Annotated in this window: 18 protein-coding genes; 6 read left to right on the top strand and 12 right to left on the bottom strand. The window is 34.1% G+C overall.

Annotation, left to right across the window (positions count from 1 at the left end; genetic code table 11):
• Positions 1-2: 2 nt before the first annotated feature.
• Genes DFQ06_RS09820 through DFQ06_RS09830 form a run of 3 tightly spaced genes read left to right on the top strand, consistent with a single transcriptional unit; the run spans position 3 to position 2,431 of the window.
• The gene (locus tag DFQ06_RS09820; protein WP_042496355.1) at positions 3-1,418 is read left to right on the top strand and encodes an efflux transporter outer membrane subunit; all 1,416 of its coding nucleotides are present in this window, start codon (positions 3-5) and stop codon (positions 1,416-1,418) included.
• 6 nt (positions 1,419-1,424) lie between these two features.
• Complete coding sequence (locus DFQ06_RS09825; protein ID WP_133967475.1) at positions 1,425-2,018, top strand: TetR/AcrR family transcriptional regulator; 594 nt, start codon at positions 1,425-1,427, stop codon at positions 2,016-2,018.
• Between the two features lie 17 nt (positions 2,019-2,035).
• Positions 2,036-2,431 (top strand): hypothetical protein, encoded by a 396-nt coding sequence (locus DFQ06_RS09830; RefSeq protein WP_042502440.1) that lies wholly within the window; start codon positions 2,036-2,038, stop codon positions 2,429-2,431.
• 30 nt (positions 2,432-2,461) lie between these two features.
• On the opposite strand, the gene DFQ06_RS09835 is transcribed toward DFQ06_RS09830, so the two are convergent.
• The 3 genes from DFQ06_RS09835 to DFQ06_RS09845 all read right to left on the bottom strand — a co-directional run bounded on the left by DFQ06_RS09835 (position 2,462) and on the right by DFQ06_RS09845 (position 6,426).
• Entirely contained in the window at positions 2,462-4,588 is a 2,127-nt protein-coding gene (locus DFQ06_RS09835; protein ID WP_042502438.1) for a Tex family protein, read from the bottom strand.
• A gap of 192 nt (positions 4,589-4,780) precedes the next feature.
• Entirely contained in the window at positions 4,781-5,278 is a 498-nt protein-coding gene (gene lysM, locus DFQ06_RS09840; RefSeq protein WP_042496019.1) for a peptidoglycan-binding protein LysM, read from the bottom strand.
• Between the two features lie 203 nt (positions 5,279-5,481).
• Positions 5,482-6,426: a hypothetical protein gene (locus DFQ06_RS09845; protein WP_042502437.1), complete on the bottom strand. Its 945-nt coding sequence runs from the start codon at positions 6,424-6,426 to the stop codon at positions 5,482-5,484.
• Between the two features lie 176 nt (positions 6,427-6,602).
• On the opposite strand from DFQ06_RS09845, the gene DFQ06_RS09850 reads away from it, so the two are divergent.
• Positions 6,603-7,604, top strand: coding sequence for an NAD(P)H-dependent glycerol-3-phosphate dehydrogenase (locus DFQ06_RS09850; RefSeq protein WP_074936793.1), 1,002 nt, complete (start codon positions 6,603-6,605; stop codon positions 7,602-7,604).
• Between the two features lie 140 nt (positions 7,605-7,744).
• Here the strand turns inward: DFQ06_RS09850 and DFQ06_RS09855 are convergent, their stop codons facing one another.
• The 6 genes from DFQ06_RS09855 to amaB form a co-directional block, all read right to left on the bottom strand.
• Positions 7,745-9,115, bottom strand: a complete 1,371-nt coding sequence (locus DFQ06_RS09855; RefSeq protein WP_133967477.1) for a hypothetical protein — start codon at positions 9,113-9,115, stop codon at positions 7,745-7,747.
• A 100-nt stretch (positions 9,116-9,215) separates the two neighbouring features.
• Positions 9,216-10,406 (bottom strand): DUF1501 domain-containing protein, encoded by a 1,191-nt coding sequence (locus tag DFQ06_RS09860; protein ID WP_133967479.1) that lies wholly within the window; start codon positions 10,404-10,406, stop codon positions 9,216-9,218.
• Between the two features lie 2 nt (positions 10,407-10,408).
• Positions 10,409-11,788 carry a DUF1800 domain-containing protein gene (locus DFQ06_RS09865; protein ID WP_133967481.1) on the bottom strand — a complete coding sequence of 460 codons (1,380 nt, stop codon included), beginning with the start codon at positions 11,786-11,788 and terminating at the stop codon, positions 10,409-10,411.
• Between the two features lie 257 nt (positions 11,789-12,045).
• A complete protein-coding gene (locus DFQ06_RS09870) occupies positions 12,046-12,648 on the bottom strand; it encodes a hypothetical protein (protein WP_133967483.1) in 603 nt (200 codons plus the stop codon).
• A 20-nt stretch (positions 12,649-12,668) separates the two neighbouring features.
• Positions 12,669-13,604: an OmpA family protein gene (locus DFQ06_RS09875; protein ID WP_133967485.1), complete on the bottom strand. Its 936-nt coding sequence runs from the start codon at positions 13,602-13,604 to the stop codon at positions 12,669-12,671.
• 135 nt (positions 13,605-13,739) lie between these two features.
• On the bottom strand, positions 13,740-15,302 hold the full coding sequence (gene amaB, locus DFQ06_RS09880; protein ID WP_133967487.1) for an L-piperidine-6-carboxylate dehydrogenase: 1,563 nt from the start codon (positions 15,300-15,302) through the stop codon (positions 13,740-13,742).
• Between the two features lie 268 nt (positions 15,303-15,570).
• On the opposite strand from amaB, the gene DFQ06_RS09885 reads away from it, so the two are divergent.
• On the top strand, positions 15,571-21,144 hold the full coding sequence (locus tag DFQ06_RS09885; RefSeq protein WP_133967489.1) for an Ig-like domain-containing alpha-2-macroglobulin family protein: 5,574 nt from the start codon (positions 15,571-15,573) through the stop codon (positions 21,142-21,144).
• An 83-nt stretch (positions 21,145-21,227) separates the two neighbouring features.
• On the opposite strand, the gene DFQ06_RS09890 is transcribed toward DFQ06_RS09885, so the two are convergent.
• The 3 genes from DFQ06_RS09890 to DFQ06_RS09900 form a co-directional block, all read right to left on the bottom strand.
• Positions 21,228-21,854, bottom strand: a complete 627-nt coding sequence (locus tag DFQ06_RS09890) for a carbonic anhydrase (RefSeq protein ID WP_042496025.1) — start codon at positions 21,852-21,854, stop codon at positions 21,228-21,230.
• A 36-nt stretch (positions 21,855-21,890) separates the two neighbouring features.
• A complete protein-coding gene (locus DFQ06_RS09895) occupies positions 21,891-23,753 on the bottom strand; it encodes a SulP family inorganic anion transporter (RefSeq protein WP_074936778.1) in 1,863 nt (620 codons plus the stop codon).
• Positions 23,754-23,824: 71 nt separating this feature from the next.
• The gene (locus tag DFQ06_RS09900) at positions 23,825-24,472 is read right to left on the bottom strand and encodes a DUF2490 domain-containing protein (protein ID WP_231961834.1); all 648 of its coding nucleotides are present in this window, start codon (positions 24,470-24,472) and stop codon (positions 23,825-23,827) included.
• Here DFQ06_RS09900 and DFQ06_RS19565 point away from each other — a divergent pair.
• The gene (locus DFQ06_RS19565) at positions 24,459-24,506 is read left to right on the top strand and encodes a hypothetical protein (protein ID WP_227805568.1); all 48 of its coding nucleotides are present in this window, start codon (positions 24,459-24,461) and stop codon (positions 24,504-24,506) included. The two genes, DFQ06_RS09900 and DFQ06_RS19565, sit on opposite strands and share 14 nt — an antisense overlap.

The following is a 24,506-nucleotide window of genomic DNA, read 5'->3' on the forward strand; positions in this document are numbered from 1 at the left end:
TTATGAAATCAATTATAAAACATAAAAATTTCACTAAAACCATACTACTAGGCTTGGTTTTAGTGACCTTGCAAAGTTGCTTTGTTGCAAAAGAATACGAACGCCCAGAATTAATTGTTAACGAGGCGCTATACAGAACAGATAATTTGCCCACCGATAGTATTTCTATGGCCGATGTATCTTGGAAAACCATTTTTACCGATCCGTTTTTAAGTCAATATATAGAAGAAGGATTAGAGAACAACATGGACGTCCGTATTGCTATTCAACAAATGATTTCAGCGGAAGCTTATGCAAAACAAGGTAAAGCCGGATACTTCCCAACATTAAGTATCGGGCCTAATTATACACGCCAAGAGTTTTCAGAAAACAGTCAATTCGGATCTATTTTCAGTGGTGGTTTAGACACTTATGATATTACTGCCGATTTATCTTGGGAAGCTGATATTTGGGGAAAAATACGTAGTAACAAACGCGCTACACAAGCCGCATATTTACAAAGTGTTGCTGGACATCAAGTTGTAAAAACACAACTTATTTCTAGCATTGCAAACACATATTACAACCTATTGGCTTTAGATGCACAATTAGAAGTAACTAAGCAAACCATTGAAACTAGAAAAAGCGGTGTAGAAACCATTAAGGCATTAAAAGATGCTGGAAATGTAACACAAGTAGCCGTAGACCAAAACATAGCGCAATACAACAGCGCCAGAGCTTTACAAATAGACTTAGAAACAGCCATTTTTAAAGCTGAAAACACATTAAGTATTCTATTAGGGAGAAGCGCTCAACATTTTGAACGTAGTAGCTTAGACAAACAACAAACACAACAAGATATTGCTCTTGGTGTTCCTGCAACGTTGTTAAACAACAGACCAGATGTTATGGCGGCCGAGTATGGTTTAATTAATGCTTTTGAGTTAACCAATGTGGCAAACAGTAGCTTTTACCCATCGTTAACTTTAACAGCATCTGGAGGTTTACAAAGTTTAGAGTTAGATAATTTATTTAACACCAGCTCATTATTCGCAACCGTGGTTGGTGGGTTAACCCAACCTTTATTCAACCAAAGAAAACTTAAAACTCAAAAAGAAGTCGCTCTTGCAAATCAAGAAAGTGCTTTATTAAACTTTAAGAAAACGCTATTAATCGCCGGAAACGAAGTTTCTAACGCGCTGTACACTTATAAAGCTGAAACTGAAAAATTTGAATATAGAAAAAATGAAGTTGAAGCATTGCGTATGGCCGAAGCAAACTCTGAAGAGTTACTTAAAAACGGTTACGCCAATTATCTAGATTTATTAACAGCCAGACAAAGTGCTTTAAGCGCAGAACTAAACATTATAGATGTAAAATTACAACAATTGATATCTATAGTAGATTTATATGAAGCTCTTGGTGGCGGATGGAAATAGAATAAAATGATTACCAAAAAGGAACTGCTAAGCTGTGCTATAAACAAGTTTACCCAACTAGGGAGTAAACATGTTTCATTAGATGAAATAGCACGTACTTTAGGTATTTCTAAAAAAACAATTTATACGTTTTTTAAAAACAAAGAAGATCTAGTAACTGCTAGTTTAGAGAGTTTATTAAAGGAGTATAAAGAAAAAATAAATGGGATTGTTGCTTGCAACAGTAACGATCCTGTTTTTTGTGTTGTTTTAATTTACGAAAGAGGGTTTGAGTATTTAAAGTACTTCAAGCCCTCTTTTATTTTTGGCCTAGAAAAGTATTACCCAAAAGCCTTCAGGTTATTTCAGGATTTCACCGAAGAACTTGCCTTTACTACAGTTTACAACTTACTTAAAGAAGCCAAAATAAAAGGACATATTAATCCAGACGTTAATTTAAGATTAGCTGTAAAAATTTATTTTTTGAGGATTGATAACGTAGCTTTCAAAAAAAAGAATCTCTTCGATTTATACGGAAAAGACGTTTTATTTAAACACATGGTTATTTATAATTTAAAAGGCATTATTTCCAGCACATATTCTAATCCTTATTTTGAATAGATTTGTATTTTTGCCAAATGAAAGAAGATATCACCATACCAAAAGTTGAAGGCGTTTACGTTGCTATAGTTAACGAATACAACGATATTTATAAAACCCAAGACTGGAATGCTTACATTATAAACGATAAAGACGTCGATTTAGAAATGGTTCTTATCGTTACCGGCGGCTATTCTAAAGACAAAATAACATCGACTTTTAGAAAGAAACTCGACAAACTTCCTAAAAAGAGTTACGCCAAAATAGAATTAATGCACGAAGATTTATTTAAGATTAATAACACCTTTAAGGTTTCTTTCTTCGAAGGCAATAAAATGTTCGACAAAACATATTTATTCCGTGAAAACACCATTAATTTAAAAGCACTACAAGCCTTACCACTTATGCAAGTAAAAGGTGTTTTAGTAAAATAACTCACTCTTTTTTATATAAATAGAAGGGCTTTATTTATGTAATTTAAGCTGTATACGCTTTCGCGGAACATCCACTTCTAACACTTTTACAATAATTTGTTGGTGTAAGCTTACGTGCTCATTAACATCTTTTACAAAACTATCGGAAAGGTTAGAAACATGAATTAAGCCACTTTCCTTGATACCAACATCAACAAAACACCCAAAGTTGGTAATGTTGTTTACAATACCAGGTAGTAGTTGCCCCTCGTGCAAATCGTTAATCGTTTTTATGTTTTGATTAAAAGCAAACACTTTAGCCTGCTCACGGATATCTAAACCTGGTTTTTCGAGTTCTTTTACAATATCCTCCAACGTTAATAAACCAACAGTTTCAGTACAGTAGTTTTTTAAATTTATAGTTTGAAGTAGGGCTTTATTACCTATTAAGTCTTTTATAGATGTTTTTAAATCTTTCGCTATTTTAGCAACAACAGCATAACTTTCCGGATGCACTGCAGAATCATCCAACGGGTTTTCAGCATCTTTAATACGTAAAAAAGCAGCACCTTGCTCAAAAGCTTTTCCGCCTAAGCGTGGCACTTTTTTAATCGCTGCTCTAGATTTAAAAACGCCATTTTCATTGCGATAATTAAAAATGTTTTCGGCTAATTTTGGCCCAATTCCAGAAACATAACTCAGCAAACTTTTACTCGCCGAATTAATATTAACTCCCACCGAATTCACACAATTCTCGACAACAACATCCAATTGTTTTTGCAGTTTACTTTGGTCTACATCGTGCTGATATTGACCAACACCAATAGATTTGGCATCAATTTTAACCAGCTCTGCTAACGGATCTTGCAAGCGGCGCCCAATAGACACAGAACCACGAACAGTAACATCATAATCTGGAAATTCCTCACGTGCTATTTTGGATGCCGAATAAATACTGGCGCCAGCTTCGCTAACCACAAAAACCTGCATATCGTTTTTAAAATGTACTTTACGCACCAAAGCTTCGGTTTCTCTAGAAGCTGTACCGTTACCAATGGCAATCGCCTCAATTTTATAAGCATCACAAAGCGAACTTATTTTTTTCATAGCACCAATACTATCACTTTTTGGAGGGTGCGGATATATGGTTTCGTTGTATTTTAATTGCCCTTGAGCATCTAAACACACCAATTTACAGCCCGATCTAAACCCCGGATCTATGGCTAAAACACGCTTTTCACCAAGTGGCGAACCTAATAACAATTGTTTTAAGTTTTTTGCAAATACAGTAATAGCAGCTTCATCGGCTTTATCTTTTGCTATTTGCATCGCCTCGTTACTTAAAGATGGTAATAATAAACGCTTATAAGCATCTTTAATGGCAAGCTGTATTTCTTCCGCGCAAGCGTTATTACTTTTAATAATACGACGCTCTATGTTATCGAAAGCACGGTCGTGATCTATTTCAACTTTCACGCGAATAAAACCTTCTTTTTCTGCGCGTAAAATGGCTAATAATCTATGCGATGGAATTCTACTCAGACTTTCTTCCCAATCGAAATAATCACGGAATTTTTGAGCATCCTCATCTTTAGCTTTTGTTTTTACCGCTTTCGTGGAAATTATAGCGAAACGCTCTAACTGGCGACGGATGTTATTTCTAATATCGGCACGTTCGTTAATCCACTCGGCAATAATATGCCTGGCGCCTTCCAAAGCATCTTCAACAGAAGCCACTTCACCTTTTACATATTTAAAAGCAATAGATTCTACATCGTTAGCATTTTGGCTCATTATTATTTTCGCCAAAGGTTCCAAACCGTTTAATCTCGCTTTTTCAGCCTTTGTTTTACGGCTCTTTTTATAGGGCAGATATAAATCTTCAAGCGTTGTTAAATCTTGAGTACTTTCTATTTTTTGTTTTAATTCCGTAGTTAAAACCTCTTGTTCTTCTAAAGCTTTTAAAATGGCTTTTTTACGTTTTTCTAAAGCTTCAAATTGTTCTTTAAACTTTACAATATCACCAATTTGAACCTCATCTAAATTTCCCGTACGTTCTTTTCTATAACGCGAAATAAAAGGAATGGTACAGTCTTCATTCAACAAATCAACCGTGTTTTTTACAGATTGTTCTGGTAAATTGGTGTTCGATATTATATAGGAAACAAGTAATTTCATAAGCTTAAAAAATATAAAAGCGAATGTAATAAAGTTCTATAAAATGTAGCGACTGGGTTAAGGTTTTCTTTTAAAACCAAAAAGACTTTAAACCTTAAAACAATAACTAATTTTTTAGAGGTATTTAAAATTAAAAAGCCAACCCTGTTCAGGTTGGCTTTTAACTTATAACATAAATTTCGTAGGTAATTTTTAGTCTAAGGCAGGTATACGTAATACTTGTCCAGGATATATTTTATCTGGGTCAGTAAGCATAGGCTTATTGGCTTCAAAAATAACCGGGTACTTCATAGCATTTCCGTAATAATTTTTTGCAATTTTTCCTAATGTGTCTCCGCTCGCTACGGTATGGAACTGTGCTTCTGGCTCTACGTTTTCAACCGTCATTTGGTCGTCTACAGTAGCAATACCATTAGAGTTTCCAACTACTAAAATCACTTTTTCTTTAGTAGCCTGATCGTAAGCCTCACCAGTAATGGTAGCGGAATCATCATCAATAAATATATTTAAGTTTTCAACTTTTAATTGTAAGCTCGAAACTGTTTCTTCTAAATTTCTAGCTGCAGCTTCTTCTAATTTAAGTTCTGCTGCTGTAGCTTCTTTTGCTGCTTCCGCCGCTTCTTCAGCATCTGTTTTTCCAATTCCAAATACTTTGGCACCTGCGTTTTTTATAAAAGAAAATAATCCCATTTTTAGTTTGTTTTTTTAGAGTTAATTTTGGTTTGAAAGCAATTTAATCAATTATTAAATAGCTTCTATAATTAAGACACTAAATCTTCCGAAGGGTCACATATTTATTTAAAAAAATAGATAAAAAACATACAAGCACAAAAAAAAGCCACTTAAAATATTGATTTTAAGCGACTTTAAATTAACTAACCAGTTTAATTATTTTATATTCTACTGCTTTCTCTTGGATTTTCAACACGTTCTTTTTTAAACTTACGCATTTTATCTTCCGTTGTATTGGTTGCTTTTACTTTAGAGTTTTCAGATTTTAAATATTGTATATATCCTCTACCTACAAACTCGTATTTGGTTCCAGATGCGGCGTGATACAATTCTATTTTTCCATCGTTAATAACACTTAACTCAAACTGTTCATTACTAAAATAATCGTAATCTAAAGTTAAGCTTTTTAAATACATATCGTTATTAAAATCACCTACAGCATAAAGCCCGGTGTAATCCCAAAACAAATTATTTACGTTTTTACCTGTATTATCTTTAGAGCTTTTAAACTCAGAATCGTTTCCTCCAGCTAAAAACTGTAAGTAGTTTTCGTTATCAAAATCATTTAACGCTCCGTAGTTACTAGTGTAAACTTTTTCCCAAGCATCATACTCTTGTAAAAAATAATGGATATTATCATAAAATACGAAGTCGTAATCAAAAGTATTACGTTGGTAACCATCTAAAAAGTAAGAGGTATCATTATTTGGGTTATACAATTCAATGGTATTATTATCTACTCTATACACATCAAAAGTTTCAAAACCATCAACATCATGATTTACGTCTAAAATTAAATCGTAAGCATTATAAGTAGCCACATCTATACCGTATCCGTTTCCAGTATCACCTAAACCAACAATATTGTTATTAGCATACATTACTCCATTTTTAAACGATATTGTAAATGCTTTTTGTAAAAATGGTGTTTCACCAAAACCCTTAGTGGCATTAATATCTACATACCACAACTCGTAAGAATTTAATAATTGATTTACCGATATGGTTGGTTCTTCAATATAATCGTCTACTATAACCTCGGTATAGCAAGACGTAAACAGTGTCGCAATTAGAGCAAAGCTCGAAAGTAATTTTATAGTTTTCATGTTGTAATATTTAAGTAAAAATAGCTGCTTTCTATTCTATTGAAAAACAAGCATTTTTAGTGTTTCTATAGAGTAGGTTTCAAAACGCGTGCCAAAAAATAATTTCATTCTGCAAAATCGTTCCATATAAGACTAAAATTTTCCGTATTTTTGATATATAAAATTGATTAGATCTCATGGATAAACCTTTAAAATACGCGGTTTTTGGTGCAGGAAGTTGGGCTACAGCTATTGTAAAAATGCTTAGTGAAAATCTTGACGAAATTGGCTGGTATATGCGCAGTGTTTACACAAAAGAACACCTAATACGCGAGCAACACAATCCAAATTACTTAAGCTCCGTAGAGTTTCATCTAGACCAATTAAAACTAAGTAACGATATAAATGAGATTGCAGAATATGCCGATGTGCTTATTTTTGTAATCCCTTCTGCATTTATACACAGTGAATTAGAAAAACTCAACGTAAACATAGAAAACAAAACCATAGTATCTGCAGTAAAAGGTATTATGCCAGAAACAGGGTTATTAGTAGGTCAACATTTTCACGACACCTACAATGTACCCTACGATAATATAGCCGTAATTGCTGGTCCATGCCATGCCGAAGAGGTTGCTTTAGAGCGTCTTTCTTACTTAACTATTTCGTGTTCCGATCAGGTAAAGGCCAAACAAATTGCCGATAATTTATCTTCCGATTACATAAAAACAAAAATTACTGACGATATTATTGGAGTAGAATATGCCGTAATGCTTAAAAATATTTACGCCATAGCAGCCGGAATTGCCCACGGATTGGGTTACGGAGACAATTTCCAGAGTGTACTGATGAGTAATTCCATTCGCGAAATGAAACGTTTTATTAAAAAAATGCATAAAATGAAACGTAACATCAACAACTCGGCCTATTTAGGCGATTTATTGGTAACCGGTTACTCCGTATTTTCTCGAAACCGCATGTTTGGCAACATGATTGGTAAGGGTTACACCGTAAAATCTGCACAAATGGAAATGAGCATGGTGGCCGAAGGTTATTACGCCACAAAATCTGCACATTTACTAAACTCTAAAAACGCAAAAAAGACACAATTACCTATAATAAATGCTGTTTACGAGATATTATACGAAAACAAAAACCCTAAAAAAGTATTTAAAAAATTAACCGATAAGTTAGATTAAAACAGCATTTGGGCGTTACCCGAAAAGGGTCGGGCTATCACTACTCGCTTTTTTGTGTTGCATAGGTGCAACCACACAAAAAGAGCTTAAACAGGCCGTTCTATCCCTAACGCAAAACCATCTGATGAGGTTGGTTTTTATTAGTTTCTTTTATTTAATCTAGGGTCGCCTGTATTAATATTAAGCTGTGCATCTACAAGTTTTCTTTTTAATAAAGTATTCCTAATAAGTTTAACAATAGCTAGTAAAGCCATAAGCAAAACTATAAAACTAAAAAATACCGGAGTAAGATTTCCCTTAAGCTGCTCTTTACGCCTTTCTTGCTCCTCAAAACTAATTAACCTTTCGCTTTTAGGGTTATAAAACCCAAAAACAGTGATTGGCTCCACCAAGCCTTTTTTAATAGTGTAACCCTGATCTTCTGGAACATTTATACAATTATCACTTAGTTTTAAAAGAATTTCTCTTGGTTTTAATTCTTCTAAAATATTTTCCAAACGCTGTGCCTTAGCAAGACGATTTTGATATTCGTTTAAAGCTCTATCAAAAGCCTTGTCTACACCCTTTTTCCAAAGCTCATCATTCATGTTTTTAAACATCCCTTTATTATACAAAGGGCTCTCTTTTAAGTTTTTTTCATAAGTTTCTCTATTTGGTTTCTTTATCATTCTAGGCGAAAAATAATAGCGATAACTCGCATTAGCATCCGGATGGTAGTAAATTCGATCTCTCTCAGCTTTAGAAATTACAGCATAGTTACCAGAATAATCAAACGGACGTTTAAATTGATACACCCAAACATCTTTAAGCTCTACATAATCTGCTCTAGTTAATGCTGCTAAATCGTTTACAGAATTAATAACTACAGGGTTATCTTCCGTTTTAAACAACTCATCAACTCGCAAGGCATCACTTAAACCATTTCCAACACATAAAATTAAAACAACCGGTAAAACTAAAAGAAGACTAACAATATTTATAAACGAAATGGGTTTGGCCTTACTAAGCCCATGTTCTATTTCGTAATCTAGCGAGAGCTCATCATTAACAGAAACAACATACATTAAAGCACCTTCGCTTATACCAACTGTATCATCTCTCAATATATATTCAAAATCTATAGGTTCTTTTATAGATTTTAAATATTTACGCCAATGCCAAGGTATTTTTACAAAGTGCTCATTAAAAGCATCCTGATATCTCCCGTTTTTTCCATGTTGTATATAAATACGGTTATAAACGCCACGCATTCTATAAACTTCAGGCTTTACTTTATGCTTACTATATCCTTTAATGTACCAGCTAAGAAAATATAGCAGAATAATTAAAATGCCAAACATTAAATTGATTCCGAAGTTAAATTCATCGAACTCAGCATAAAACATCACAGCAAGCCCTGCAACCACAATAGCAAGTACTACAAAAGCACTCAGTATCAAATTTTTAGAACTAGAAACTTGTTTCGCGATAAATTTTACCTCATTATCATTGAGACGCCTTCTATTAAACATAAAGGAAATTTTGAATTTAAGCTACCAAAAATCGGTATTTTAAAGTGAAAAACCCAATAAAAACCAAAGCACCTTCAGAATTAAAACAAGTAATAACAAACTAAATAAAGCCTAATTGATTAAACGATCTGTTAAGCACCTTTTCATCATTAACATCGAGCCATTTGTTTAAAACGGTAGCATAAATGGTACGAAAATCGATTTCAAATTTAAGATCACCATTAGTATCCAAATCACTTAAACTTGCCATATCATTATATAAACCTTGCTTTTTTAATTGGCCACCAATAATAAAAACATTGTTAGATGTACCGTGGTCGGTACCCACGTTTGCATTTTGTTTTACACGTCGGCCAAATTCTGAAAAGGTTAAAATTAACGTATCGTTAAAGGTATTATTAGTTTTTAAATCGTTTACAAAAGCTTCAATACTTTCAGCATAAATATTTAACAATCTATTTTGCGCACCCAACTGGTTTACATGCGTATCAAAACCTCCTAGAGCACTATAAAACACTTTGGTATCGAGCCCAGAATTAATAAACTGTGCCGTTGTTTTTAACTGTTTTGCAAAATAATTTTGTGGATAATCTGTTTTAGAAGAAAAGGTTTTACTCGTTTCGTAAATATACTTCGCAGAAGATTCTGCCGAAATCATAGATTTATACAAATACCCCAAATTATGCTCGCTTAAATGGGCGTCATCTTGATGTTTAATAACGTTTTTAAAATAAGGATCTTTAGATAAATTATAAAGTGTTTTAGCATCTTGAGTCGCAATAGCATTCATCTGTTCTCCTTTCATGGCTAGCGATAAGCTATCGTTTATTTCAATAGCGCTGTATGGGTGTTTACCATATTGATCTAGATAGCGACCAAGCCAACCACTTTGTGAGTATTTATCAGAATCAGTAGCCGTTTGCCAAATATCCATAGATCTAAAATGCGAACGAATAGGGTTTGGATACCCAACATTGTTTATAACACACAAATTACCATTATCGTAAAGATGTTTTAAGGGTTTTAAACTTTTATGTAAACCTACCTCATCATTTAATTTTAAAACCTCACTCTTTTTTATTCCTAAACTTGGACGCGCTTTATAATACAAATCATTTTGATACGGAATTACAGTATTTAACCCATCGTTACCTCCCGAAAGCTGAATAATAACCAAGCGCTTATACCCTAACTGACTTTGAGCAACTTGCTCGAACGCTTTTACAAAACTTGGCACAAAAAACAGACTACTAGCCAGCGACGATTGTTTCAAAAATTTTCTTCTATCCATGATTAACACATTTGATATTCGGGTAACGACATAAGTTGAATACAGTACTCCCGCTTTGAGACTTTACTTAGCGAGTTTAGATACGTGCTTGCATGACTGCTTATAGCACAAGCTAGCAAATGCTTATCTAAATCAGTCATGGACACATCACTAAAATGTGTATCGAAAACAGCCCAATTAGTTTCGGTTTTAAAACGTTGTCCGTACTTCTTTTTAAACGCTTGTTTACTTTTAAGTATAGACTCATCGGTTTTACCTGCTTTAACCTTAGAAATATAAGCGTTATTTAAAATAATTGACGGTAGTTTTAACCGCAGTGTAATGGTGTTAGAATCTATCCAAGATCGGCCACCTTTCCAACCCGCCACATTAGGTGGGTTTAAAAGTACTTGCCCTAATAATTTCTGAAGATTAAAAAGCTGTTTAGATGATTTAAAATCGACAGGAACTACCGTTTTTAAACCAACCAAAAGTTCTATGGGCGATTTAATTTTAGTTCCCATATTTTCATCATCATAAAACCAATCGGCAAGCATCATATAGCGCATTAGGTTTTCGATGTTGTAATCTTTATAAAACACATTGGCCATTTCGTTTACATGCTGTTCGTTAATAGTATCGTTAACAAAGTAGCTATAAATTTTAGTACAAATAAAAGTTGCACATTCCCTTTTTTCAAGGATTAAATCTACAATATCATCACCGTCAAAATTTCCTGTTTTACCAAAAAATATTTTATCAGTTTCATCATGAACACGTTTTTTAAAAACAAATTCACCTTTTAAATTATGGCTATAGCCCGTAAACGCTTTCGCGCTTTCTTTAATATCATTTTCGGTATAATTACCAACACCTAAAGTGAATAATTCCATAAGTTCACGAGCAAAATTCTCGTTAGGCTTTTGTTTTTTGTTTTGCTTTGTATTTAAGTATTTAGTCATCGCAGCTTCTTTTGAAATGGCCTTTACAAAATCTTTAAAATTACCAAGCGCATGCTCACGAAGTCGGTTATGGAAGTTTTGTGTGTAAACGTAATTATTATCTTCACACACAAAATGATTCGCCCAAAAGAGGGTCATTTTTTCACGAAGTATTTGATTAGAATTTGATAATCGATCTATCCACGCAATGTTTAACTCCTTTGTTTTTTCTCGGCTTAGCTTCTGGAATTTTTTAATATTTTCCTTTGTCTTCTCATAAGAACCACTCAATAGCTCATCGAGTTCGGCTGTATCAACTTTTAATGGCGTTACTTTTTGTGATGTTTCAATAATGTCATCAACAATCTTTTTTTTACTTTTTTTAGAAAACTTTTCGAGTTCATTTGGCAGAATACCAAAACCAACACGCCAATACAAATGCTGAATATGATTACTTTTCATAAAACTCAATTTTATTTATTAATCTAAGACATGAAACAACAAACTTATAACTAATTTGACTTCAACAAATTAAAAAGGTTTAACACACCTTAAGCAAAATACATAGAATAACGTTTACCTTTTAGTTTTTTGTATATTAAAATGAATTTATATATAAAACCCCCAACAATTAAAGACCAAATAATACATAATTAAAAACAAAAAAAAACCGCTTCGTTAACAGAAGCGGTTTTTGTTTTTATGATAAATTTCGAGTTTTATTTCCCGCCATCTAGCTGGTCTTGCCATTTTGAAAGTTCTTCCCATTTGCCTTCATAAGCTAACTGCGCTTGTTTTGGCCAGGTGCCTGGTTTATGGATTTTATAACGATCTCCTCCAGAATCTAAAACAGCTTGACATTTTTCTATAGAACATTCAGATAATGCTTTCCATGTTTTAACATCATGATCGTGAAATAAACCTTGAATTTTAGGCCCAATACCTTCAACAACCGTTAAATCATCTTCTTTTATTTTTTTACCAAAAACAGCTTTTGCAGCTGCGCCATCGAACACACTTACCGCAACAGGTACCGCAGTTGCTGCTGATAAAGATGCGGCTAATGATGATTTAGTTAACTCTAAAGAAGATTTTACTGAAGCTTCTGCCGCAACAGATGTTGTTAAGGCTGCTTTAGTTGCACTCAAATCACTTTCTAAAGAAACCTTACTTAATCTACAAGCATCTAGCTCTGCTTGCAATGCTCCTATTCTATCTTCACACTCGTTGTGGTTTCCACCACCTAAAAGTTTACCTAATAAGTAACCTAATATTGCACAAATAGCACCGACTAATAATGGGATTAATATACACCAATTCATAATTTTATATTTTTAAGTTTTTAGTTAATTGTAATTACTGTTCTTCTGTTTTCTGCTCTACCTTCTTCCGTAGCATTATCTGCAACAGGAACTTTTGGTCCTTGAGACAATGTTTCAATATTGCTATCTAAAATCCCGTTTTGGGTTAAATATGTTTTTGCAAAATCTGCACGTTCCTGACCAAGAACAATATTTCTTGCAGCATCGCCTGTATTATCGGTATGCCCAATAACTTGCATTTTTACGCCTAACTTATCTACACAATGAGAGATATCGGCTATTTTTTGGCGTTGCTCTGCCGTTAAATTAATCGATGCTTGACCTGTTTTAAAATGTAATACTAACGGATTCTCTTTAATAGCATCACATGCGGTTTTTAAGGCTTCCATAGAAGATGTATCAGATGCATCTGCTGTTAACATATTGAATGACACAGGGCCAAATAGCGTACTGTTTTCATCTGGATTAATCGTATCATTTAATTTTCCGTTGGTATCAATTTGTTTTGAAGAAACTCCATGCAATACGAAGTAGTTTTTAACGGAGTTTGCCCTTGCCAATCCAAGGTTTGGATATGCAGAATTATTAGTTTCATCACTTCTGTAAAACCCAGTTATGTTAATATTTTTTAACGGGTTTTCTATAAGATAGTCCTTAAACTTTAAAACACCATTTTCAATATCTTTAGAAACAGGTTCTTCTATTGAAAAATTTGATGTTTTGAAATTAAAATTATCATTCAGCTTCAAATTAAAATCGCCATTAGCATCGTTAATTAAAAATGCATTTTTGGTAATTTCTTTAAGTTTCGGACTTACAACACTCTCAGTCTCGTCTTGGTTATTCGCACCCTTTTCTGCATTGCAACACACACTACAACATAAAAAATAATACAAAATAGTACCAAGAATAATAGTGAGTACAATTCCTAAAAGATAGAATGTTTTTTTACTCATTAGATTTTGTTTTTTGGTTAGAAAAATATAAGTGTTTACAATATAACACTTTAGCTTATACATTTAGAAACAATAAAACAAAAAAAGTCACATTTATAGAAATATGACTTTAAAACAAATTAAATATTTTAAATACTACAACTCAAATTTAATACCTTGAGATAACGGTAATTCTGTAGTATAATTTATAGTATTGGTCTGCCTTCTCATATATACTTTCCAAGCATCAGATCCAGATTCACGGCCACCACCTGTATCTTTTTCACCTCCAAAAGCACCACCAATTTCAGCACCCGATGTTCCAATATTTACATTAGCAATTCCACAATCTGATCCTTGAACGGATAAGAAACGCTCGGCTTCTCTTAAATTATTTGTCATAATAGCTGACGATAATCCCTGAGCAACTTCATTCTGAATATCAATAGCATTTTCAACATCTCCCGAGTATTTCAATAAATATAAAACTGGAGCAAATGTTTCGTGTTGTACAATTTTAAAATTAGGTTTAGCTTCTGCAATAGCTGGTTTTACATAACAACCACTTTCAAAACCTACACCAGAGAGTACGCCACCTTCAACTATAATCTCACCGCCTTCTTCCACTACTTTCTCTAATGCACTGTTATACATATTTACGGCGTCGGTATCAATTAACGGCCCAACATGGTTATTTTCGTCTAAAGGATTTCCAATACGTAATTGCTTATAAGCATCTACAATAGCTGTTTTTACTTTATCATAAATATCCTCATGAATTATTAATCTTCTCGTTGATGTACAACGTTGTCCACAAGTACCAACCGCGCCAAAAACAGCACCAATAACCGTCATTTTTATATCGGCATCTGGTGTTACAATTATAGCATTATTACCCCCAAGCTCTAATAAAGTTTTACCTAAACGGCCTGCAACTTCCTGAGCTACAATTTTCCCCATACGGGTAGAACCCGTTGCAGAAATTAATGGAATTCTTTTGTCTTTCGTCATAAATTCACCAACCTTATAATCGCCATTTATTAAGCAAGAAATACCTTCTGGTAAATTATTTTTAGCAAAAACTTCGGCTGCTATATTTTGGCAAGCTATACCACAAAGCGGCGTTTTTTCGCTTGGTTTCCAAACACAAACATCGCCGCAAATCCATGCTAAAGCCGTATTCCATGCCCAAACAGCTACCGGGAAATTAAAAGCCGAAATAATACCAACCACACCTAAAGCATGATATTGCTCGTACATACGGTGGCCAGGACGCTCAGAATGCATGGTTAAACCATGAAGCTGTCTAGATAAACCTACTGCAAAATCGCAGATATCTATCATTTCTTGAACCTCTCCAAGACCTTCTTGATAACTCTTTCCCATTTCATAAGAAACAAGTTTACCTAAAGCCTCCTTTTTCTCTCTTAATTTATCACCAAACTGACGCACTATCTCTCCACGCTGTGGTGCTGGCATGGTACGCCACGTTTTAAAAGCAGTAGTTGCAGTTTGCATTACCACATCAAAATCGGCTTGAGAAGTTGTTTTAACTTTGCCAATTAATTGCCCATCTACAGGAGAAAAACTTTCAATAACAACACCATCATCATTGTGCGAAAATTGGTTTGAACCTGTTGATGTTCCTTCATTTATATTTTGAACGCCTAAAGTTTTCAGCGCGTCGTGTATTCCAAATTTACTTGCTATAGATTCCATGAATTACGGATTTGTAGTTTTTATTTAATTTCTTTTACGAATATACTAATAAAAAGCCGTGTTTATTGATATTCACCATTGAATTCAATTAAGAATAATCTTTCTTTTTTCGTTATAAAACCAAGCAAAATCATCAAAAACCTTTAACTTTATGAACAATTTAACAGAACCCAAAAACCTAAATATAAAAAAACGAACGTAATCTTATTAACAGGCCCTCCTGTTGTCCTCCCAAAAGCACGTTCATTTTTATTTAACACATCTATTTATGTCTTTCAAAAAGCTTTTAACCTTTGCCGTATTTGTTACTATTATTGCTTCATGTAAAAAGAAAGTGGTAGAAACTGATAACATTTTCAAATTTAGAGACTATATCAGTTACACCACATCGGGCAGAACTTCGGTAGCCAGTCCTATTCAAATTAATTTAACCAAACCTGTGGAGGGATGGGAAATAAATCAGGAAATCACAGACAATATTGTAACCATAAAACCGCATGTTGAAGGCAAGCTTACCGTTGGCAACAACCATACCTTACTATTTACTCCCGACGAACATTTAGATCCAGACACAGAATATACCGTTACCGTAAAACTTGGCGATATTTATAAAAATATGCCGGCAGGCTATAAAGATTACACCTTTCAGTTTAAAACTATAACACCAAATTTTAATATTGAAACTAATAATTTACAATCCTACAGTAAAAAATGGCAATATCTTGAAGGCGTAATAAAATCGGCCGATATTATTTCAATTAAAGATGCTAAAACTTTAGTTGAAGCGTCGCAAAGTGGCAAAAAACTAAATATTGTTTTTAATGAAGCGAGCCAAGCTGCAAAATATTTCGAATTTAAAATTGATAGCATAAACCGAAAAATTGAAGATGATAACATTCTTGTAAAATGGAATGGAAATGCAATAAAAGCTAGTAATGAAGGTGAAAACAGCATCGCTATTCCTGGGGTAAATAATTTTACTATTATTGAAGTTGATGTTATTCAATCGCCAGAACAACACCTATCTATCAATTTTTCCGATCCTTTACAAAAACAACAAAACTTTGATGGTTTAGTAACCATTCAAAAAAGCAAAAATCCTAAATATATTGTAGACGGTAATGTTTTAAAAGTTTATCCTTCTAGCAAATTAGTGGGCAACATTCAGGTTGATGTTTTTCAAGGCATTAAAAATACAGATGGTTATAAATTGAAAAAAACTTTTTCTGAAACCATCGCTTTCGAAGAACTAAAACCTCAAGTTCGCTTAATTAATAGCGGTACTATTTTACCTAATTCCGAAGAATTAAAATTCAATTTTGAAGCTGTAAACTTAAGCGCCGTAGATGTGCGTGTTATTAAGATTTTTGAAGACAATGTGCTTCAACTTCTTCAGGATAACAACTTAAACACAAACAATAAATACGATATAAAAAAGGTTGGTAGACGTATTGCTAAAAAAACCATACAACTACAATCTGCAGCCGAAAACACAGGTAAATGGAAAGCTTACAGTATCGATTTATCACACTATTTTAAAGCCGATCCAGGAGCTATTTACCGCATTGAATTAAGTTATGAAAAAAGCTATTCGCTTTACGATTGCGAAGCTAACCCAAGTACTTCAAACTCTGAACATGATGGCTATGATGATTATTACGAAGACGAAGAATACTATGAAGGTAATTATGCTGAAATAGATTCTGAAGACGAAGAATTACGCGAGGAAGCCTACTGGGATAACCTCACATACCGCTACAAAGATTACAGCTACAACTGGCGCGAAGAAAACAATCCTTGCCATGATGCTTACTACAACGAAAATAAAATTATATCACAAAATTTATTAGCCTCAAACCTTGGAGTTATAGTAAAGCAAGGTGCAAACAACTCTTATTATTTTGCGGTAACTAATATTTTAAATACAGAACCAGAAGCTAACGCTAAGGTTACTATTTACAATTTTCAGCAACAAGAATTAGTAAGTAGAAATACCGATGAAACCGGATTAACTTTAATAGATTCTGATAAAAAAGCAGCTTTTGCTATTGTTTCAAAAGGAAAAAACACGACCTACATAAAGCTTCATGACGGAAACTCATTATCCTTAAGTAAGTTTGATGTTTCAGGAAATCGCTTACAACGCGGACTTAAAGGTTACATTTATGGAGAGCGTGGTGTATGGCGCCCTGGCGATACTTTGCATTTAACTTTTATGCTTAATGATAACGCTAACAAATTACCAAGCGGTCATCCTGTAAAGTTAGAAATTACCGACCCGAATGGTAAATTGGTTTACAAAAACGTAACTACAGATAACTTAAATAATGTTTTTAAATTTACTGTACCAACGGTACAAGAAGACAAAACGGGTCAATACAACGCTAAAGTTTCGGTTGGTGGTGCAACATTTTACAAAGGATTAAAAATTGAAACCGTTAAACCAAACCGATTAAAAATTAAAGTTGAATTTGAAGATGATATTCTAACAAGCAACACGCCTTTAAAAGGAACTTTAGATGTAAAATGGTTGCATGGTGCCGTTGGAAAAAACTTAAAAACAGAAATTAAAGCTAAGTTTAGCACGGCTTACACCGCTTTCGAAAACTACAAACAATACACGTTTAACGATCCTACGCGTAATTTTCAAACAGAAGAAACCATTATTTTTGATGGTAAAGTTGACGAAAATGGTTTAGCGACTATTAATAACAAACTTGCTATTGGTAAAAATGCACCAGGCATGCTTAATGCTCAATTTTTGGTTCGCGCCTTCGAAAATGGTGGCGATTTCTCAATGGATGCTTTTACAAAACCATATGCTCCTTACGAGTCTTTTGTTGGTTTACGCTCACCTAAAGGGAATGCTTATGGATCATTTTTTACAGACGAAAATCAAGCTTTTGATATTGTTGTAGTCGATGCGAAAGGCAAACCAATAAAACGAAACAACCTTGAGGTTAAAGTCTATAAAATAGAATGGCGTTGGTGGTGGAATTCATCTTATGATGATTTATCGAGCTACGTTTCTAGTAGCTACCATAAACCATATTCTACCTCAAAAATAAATACGGATACTAAAGGAAAAGGAACTTTCAACTTAAAAATCCCAAATAACGAGCGCGGACGCTATTTAATTAGAATTTCCGATCCGGTAAGTGGTCATGCTACAGGGCGAACCGCTTATTTCTATAAAAATTGGTGGCAAAACTCGGGATCAACAAATAAAGAAGCTGCAAAAATGCTTATTTTCTCTGCCGATAAAGAAAAATATAATGTTGGCGAAACTGCGAAATTAACTTTTGCTTCTGGTAGTGAAGGTCGTGCATTAGTAAGTATTGAAAATGGCACCGAAGTTCTTGACACCAAATGGGTAAAAACTCAAAAAGGAGAAACTACTGTCGATGTAGGCATTACTCCAGACATGGCACCAAACGTGTTTGTAAACATATCACTTTTACAACCGCATGCTATTTCGGCTAACGATTTACCAATTCGTTTATACGGAATCATTCCTATTATGGTAGAAGATCCAGAAACTAAACTGGAACCTCAACTTAATATGCCAGATACACTTCAACCGGAACAGAAATTCGACGTTCAAATTTCAGAAAAAAACAATAAAGCCATGACTTACACCATTGCTATGGTGGAAGAAGGCTTGCTAGATTTAACACGTTTTAAAACACCAAATGCATGGAACGAATTTTACAAACGTGAGGCTTTGGGTGTAAAAACATGGGATGTGTTTGATGATGTTATTGGCGCTTATTCTGGTAGTATCGATCAGGTTTTTGCCATAGGTGGTGATGGGAGTGCTGCCGGTGGAAAAAACAAAAAAGCCAACCGTTTTAAACCTGTTGTGACTTACTTAGGCCCTTTTAAACTAGAAGCTGGAGAAAAGAAAACCCACAGTATAAAATTACCAAATTACATTGGCGCTGTGCGTACTATGGTTGTTGCAGGAGATAATAAAAATGAAGCTTACGGAAGTACCGATAAATCTGTAGAAGTTAAAAAGCCTTTAATGGTTTTAGCAACGCTTCCGCGGAAATTGAGTCCTGGTGAGAAAGTAACGCTTCCGGTTACCGTTTTTGCCATGGAACCGAAAGTGAAAAATGTTAGTATTAGCTTAAAATTAAGTAATGGTATTTCGGTTGTTGGTGAACAGAAGAAAGTACTAACTTTTAAGAAGCCAGATGAACAAATGACGTATTTTGAACTCGATGTTAGCAAAGCAAAAGGTATAAATACTGTAGAAGTTATTGCAACTGGAAATGGTGAAAAATCGACCTATAAAGTAGAGTTAGATGTAGTAAACCCAAACCCAATAACATCAAAAACCATAGACAAAACATTAGAAGCTAATGCTAGTGAAACTTTAAACTTTTCAACCTTTGGTGTTAATGGAACAAATGGAGCAACTGTAGAGTTTTCTACTTTACCTCCAATGGATTTTTCTCGTCGATTACAATACCTTATTCAATATCCGCATGGTTGTGTAGAACAAACAACATCAAGCGTATTTCCGCAGTTATTTTTAGCAGATATTTTTGATCTTACTTTTGAAAAGAAAAAAGAAATTCAAACCAATATTGAAAACGGAATCAAGCGCTTAGGACATTTTCAAAGACCAAGTGGCGGTCTAAGTTATTGGATTGGTGAAAACGCCTCTAACGATTGGGGAACAAGTTACGCTGGGCATTTTATGCTAGAAGCAGAAAAGAAAGGTTTTGTTTTACCCTTAACTTTTAAAAATAACTGGATTAAATACCAAACACAAGCGGCTCGCGATTGGAGACCTAGTTACCGCAGTTATAATTCCGATTTAGCCCAAGCTTACCGTTTATACACCTTAGCTTTAGCTGGAAGTCCAGACTTATCAAGCATGAATCGTTTACGCGAGTTTAGCGAAATATCTAACGAAGCTAAATGGAGACTAGCAGCCGCTTATGCTTTAGCCGGACAAAAGGAAGCGAGTGATAATATTTCGCAATCGGCTAATATTAACTTCAAACCTTTAAAGAATAATTATTACACCTATGGCTCTGTAGATAGAAATCGTGCTATGGCTTTAGAAACTATGGTACTTACCAAAATTTCTAAAATGCGTGATCTAGCAGAAACCATTGCTAAAGATCTATCGAGCAACCGTTGGATGAGTACACAAACCTCAGCCTTTAGTTTGTTAGCAATGGCGAAAATGGTAAACGCTAATGGCGGAAAAGCATTAAGCTTAAGCTATTCTATTAACGGTAAAACAGAAACCATAACCACTAAAAGTGCAATTGCCTTACGGGAATTACAAGTGAATAATGGAGCCAATAGTATTACCCTTACCAACCAAAAAGACAATTTGGTTTATGTACGTGTTTTAAACTCTGGAAAATTACCTCTAGGTAACGAGATCGCAGAACAACGTGGTTTAAGTATTTCTGTAGCTTACAAAGATTTGGATGGCAATAAAATAGATGTTTCTAAATTACAACAAGGTCAAGATTTTCTTGCCACAGTACAGGTTAGTAATTTAAAAGATTATAACGTTAATGATATTGCATTAACTCAAATATTTCCATCGGGATGGGAAATTGTAAACACGCGATTTACAGCTTTTGGTAGTAGTACGACGAGCCAAGCTCGATTTACAGATATTCGTGATGATCGTGTAAACTTCTATTTCGATTTATCTAAAAAAGGAAAGTATAGTACAAAAACATTTAATGTAATGCTGAATGCCGCTTACTTAGGAACTTACTATTTATATGGAGTACAAGCGGAAGCGATGTATGACAATGACTTTTTAGTAAGAACAAAAGGCCAGTGGATTGAGGTTAACAAATAGAACTTAAACTAAAAAGTCCCGATAGTATTTAAACGCTATCGGGACTTTTTTTATATACCAGATATTAAAAATTATGTATCATTTTAATCCAAATGATAAATCTCCATAATATCGTGTAAATACTTTTCAAAATTAATTTTTAGGTCAATTAGCTTTCCGGTATGTACATCGAACACCCAACCATGTACTTTTAAACCTCTATCTCTATAGGCTTTTTGTACTGCGGCTGTTTTAATAAGGTTAACGCACTGTTCCTTTACATTTAACTCTACTAAACGATCGTATTTTCGCTCTTCGCATTCAATGCTATTTAATTCTAATTTATGAATTCTATATACATCGCGAATATTACGTAACCAACCATTTAGTAAGCCTAAATCTTTAGATTGTAAAGCCGCTTTTACGCCGCCACAACCATAATGACCACAAACAACTACATGATTTACTTTTAAATGAATTACAGCATACTCTACAACACTCATAGCATTTAAGTCGTTACCCGAAATCATGTTTGCAATATTTCTATGTACAAACACTTCCCCTGGGCCTAAACCCATTAAATCTTCGGCTGTTACACGGCTATCACTACAGCCAATGTAAAGTAACTCCGGACTTTGTCCTTTGCCTAAATTTTCAAAATAATCTTTAGAAGTTGCTAATTGCTTCTTAATCCAAGCCTCGTTATTTTCGAAAACTTTATCTAAATCCATTGTTATTATCTTTATTTCAGCGAAAGCAAAAATCTATTAAATCTCATCTTTTATATTATCTTTTACCCATTGTAAACACGATTTAAAATCTTTAAAAATATGTTCATTCGGAATAAAATCTGGAATGATATCAATACGCTCCATCATATATCGTGGTTGTTTTAATAAGCCAACGAATAACACTTCAACGTTATTTTTTTTAAGTTCTTGAAGCATGTCTTCCATAGCATACAAGCCCGACTGATCCATATATTGCATACGGCCCAATCTTAAAATAACGGTTTTAGCCGTATTCGGAATTTGCAATGTTAATGCCTGAAAATCGCTTGTAGACCCAAAGAACAAAGGCCCTTTAAGATGTTTGATAAAAACTTCTTCTTTTAAATTTTCCGGGAAACCAACTTCGTCGGTCCAAGTTTCTTCTTTTAAAGATTTCACATCAGAACGCTCTGCTGTTAAGTCTCCAATTTTTTTCATGAACATTAATGATGCGATAATTAAACCAATACCTACAGCGTAAATTAAATCCCAAAAAGTGGATAATAATAGAACAACAAGCATAATAAGCACTTCTGAACTTAGTTTTATTGGTCCGATTTTAATATCACGTGGTAAGCTAGGAATGGCTTTTAAACCTTTGTAATCCATCACCCCAATACCAACAGTTACTAAAATACCTGCTAAAACAGCTGCTGGAATTTTTGATGCTACAGGCCCTAAAGCGAGCATAATTACTAATAGCATAATACCAGCAATCATTCCTGAAAGTTTAGTTTTTCCTCCTGCATTAATATTGACAACAGTACGAATGGTTGCTCCTGCACCTGGAATACCTCCAAAAACAGAAGCGATAGTATTACCTATTCCCTGACCAATTAATTCCTTATTTGGCTTGTGTTTGGTTTTTGTCATATTATCGGCAACTACACTAGTTAAAAGTGAATCGATAGCCCCTAAAAGCGCTAAAGTAAGTGCTGTGAATATGTATGGCGTAATTTTACCAAAGCTGAAACTGGTGAACATTTCTAGATGCGGAATAGGAATTCCTCCTGGTATTTCAGAAATAGGACGGTAACCTAAGTTAAATCCATAAGCAATTCCTGATACTACAACTAGTGCCACTAATGTGCTTGGTACTGCTTTAGTAATACGCTTAAACCCATAAATTATAAATATGGTAGCAAGTGCTAAGGCAAGTTCTAACCAATTAATGTTTTGTAATGCTCTTGGTAGTACTTTAAGAGCTCCAACAGTTCCAGAAGCTTCTTTGGCTGCTAATGTTTGAGACTCATTTAATATTTGTTCTGGCGTGATTTTGGCTGCTTGACTAATGGTTTCTTTAAAGTTTTCAAGAACTAAGATACCTTCGCCAGCTTCTTCTTTTAAAATATTTTCGAGTATAACCTCTTCTGCTAGTGGTTTAAATTGTTCTACAAACTCAACATCTTCCTTTGGATAATACCCAATAGATGGTAAAATTTGTGTTAATAGAATAATAACACCAATAGCCGTCATGAACCCTGAAACTACCGGATAAGGAATATATCTAATATATTTTCCTAGACCTAAAAGACCCAAACCAACTTGCATTAAACCCGCTAACATAAAAACGGTTAAAATAGCAGGTAGTGCTTTTTCCACACTCCCATCATTCGCGGCTACAATACCAGCAATAACAACCATACTTACGGCCGTCATTGGAGCTGTTGGACCAGAAATTTGAGTACTAGTACCTCCAAATAACGCTGCAAAAAAACTGATAAATATAGCACCATATAATCCGGCTTCTGGTCCTAAACCAGAAGAGACTCCAAAAGCTAAAGCTAATGGCAGTGCTACAATTCCTGCAGTGATTCCACCAAAGGCATCGCCTTTTATATTTGAAAATAAATTCTTCATATACTAATTTTAAACTTTTCCCTAAGTTAGCTTAAATTTTTAACGATTTAAAAAATTAAACTCACATTTTATTAGAAATTAACAAAAGCAATGACATTAATTTGGTCTCTACCAGAGGTTTCGAAAAACTGATTCATGTATCCTAGCTCCATACGTAATTGTTTGGAAAAAGTATAGCCTAAACCTCCATAAACACGATTTCTATCGAACACCGAAGATTCGGTATTTAAAAAGATTTCGTTATAGGCAGATAGATATAATGGATTATTACCATCTTCCTTATACTGAAGTGGTATTTTGACACCTAAAAAATAACGAAAACGCATTTTAAAATCATCTTCCACAAAACGTTGTTCAAAACGATAACGATGGCTTAAACCAACCTTACCAATACTTTGTTTTGTAGTAAACTGTTGAAAAATACGATGCTCGTTTACCGATACTTTTTCGTCTGTGTCTCCAATATAATTTTTCGAAAGGATATATCCATAACCTAACAAAACATTGTTTTTCTCATCAATATTATACCCCAAACCAGTACGTAACAACAGCTGTTCTAGATCACCAACAGCATTATAGTTCCTGTATTGTACCTCGTTGTGAATGTTCCATTTACTATTTAGTTTTTTGTTGCCTATGTAAACAAGCCAATTCCCTAAATCGCTCTCTTGGGCCTGAGAAAATAAAGGCAGCATTAATACTAAAATTAATGCTGCCATATTCAACTTCTTCTTCATGTATTTTTATACTTAA

It is taken from the genome of Algibacter lectus (assembly GCF_004368925.1).
GTDB lineage: Bacteria > Bacteroidota > Bacteroidia > Flavobacteriales > Flavobacteriaceae > Algibacter > Algibacter lectus.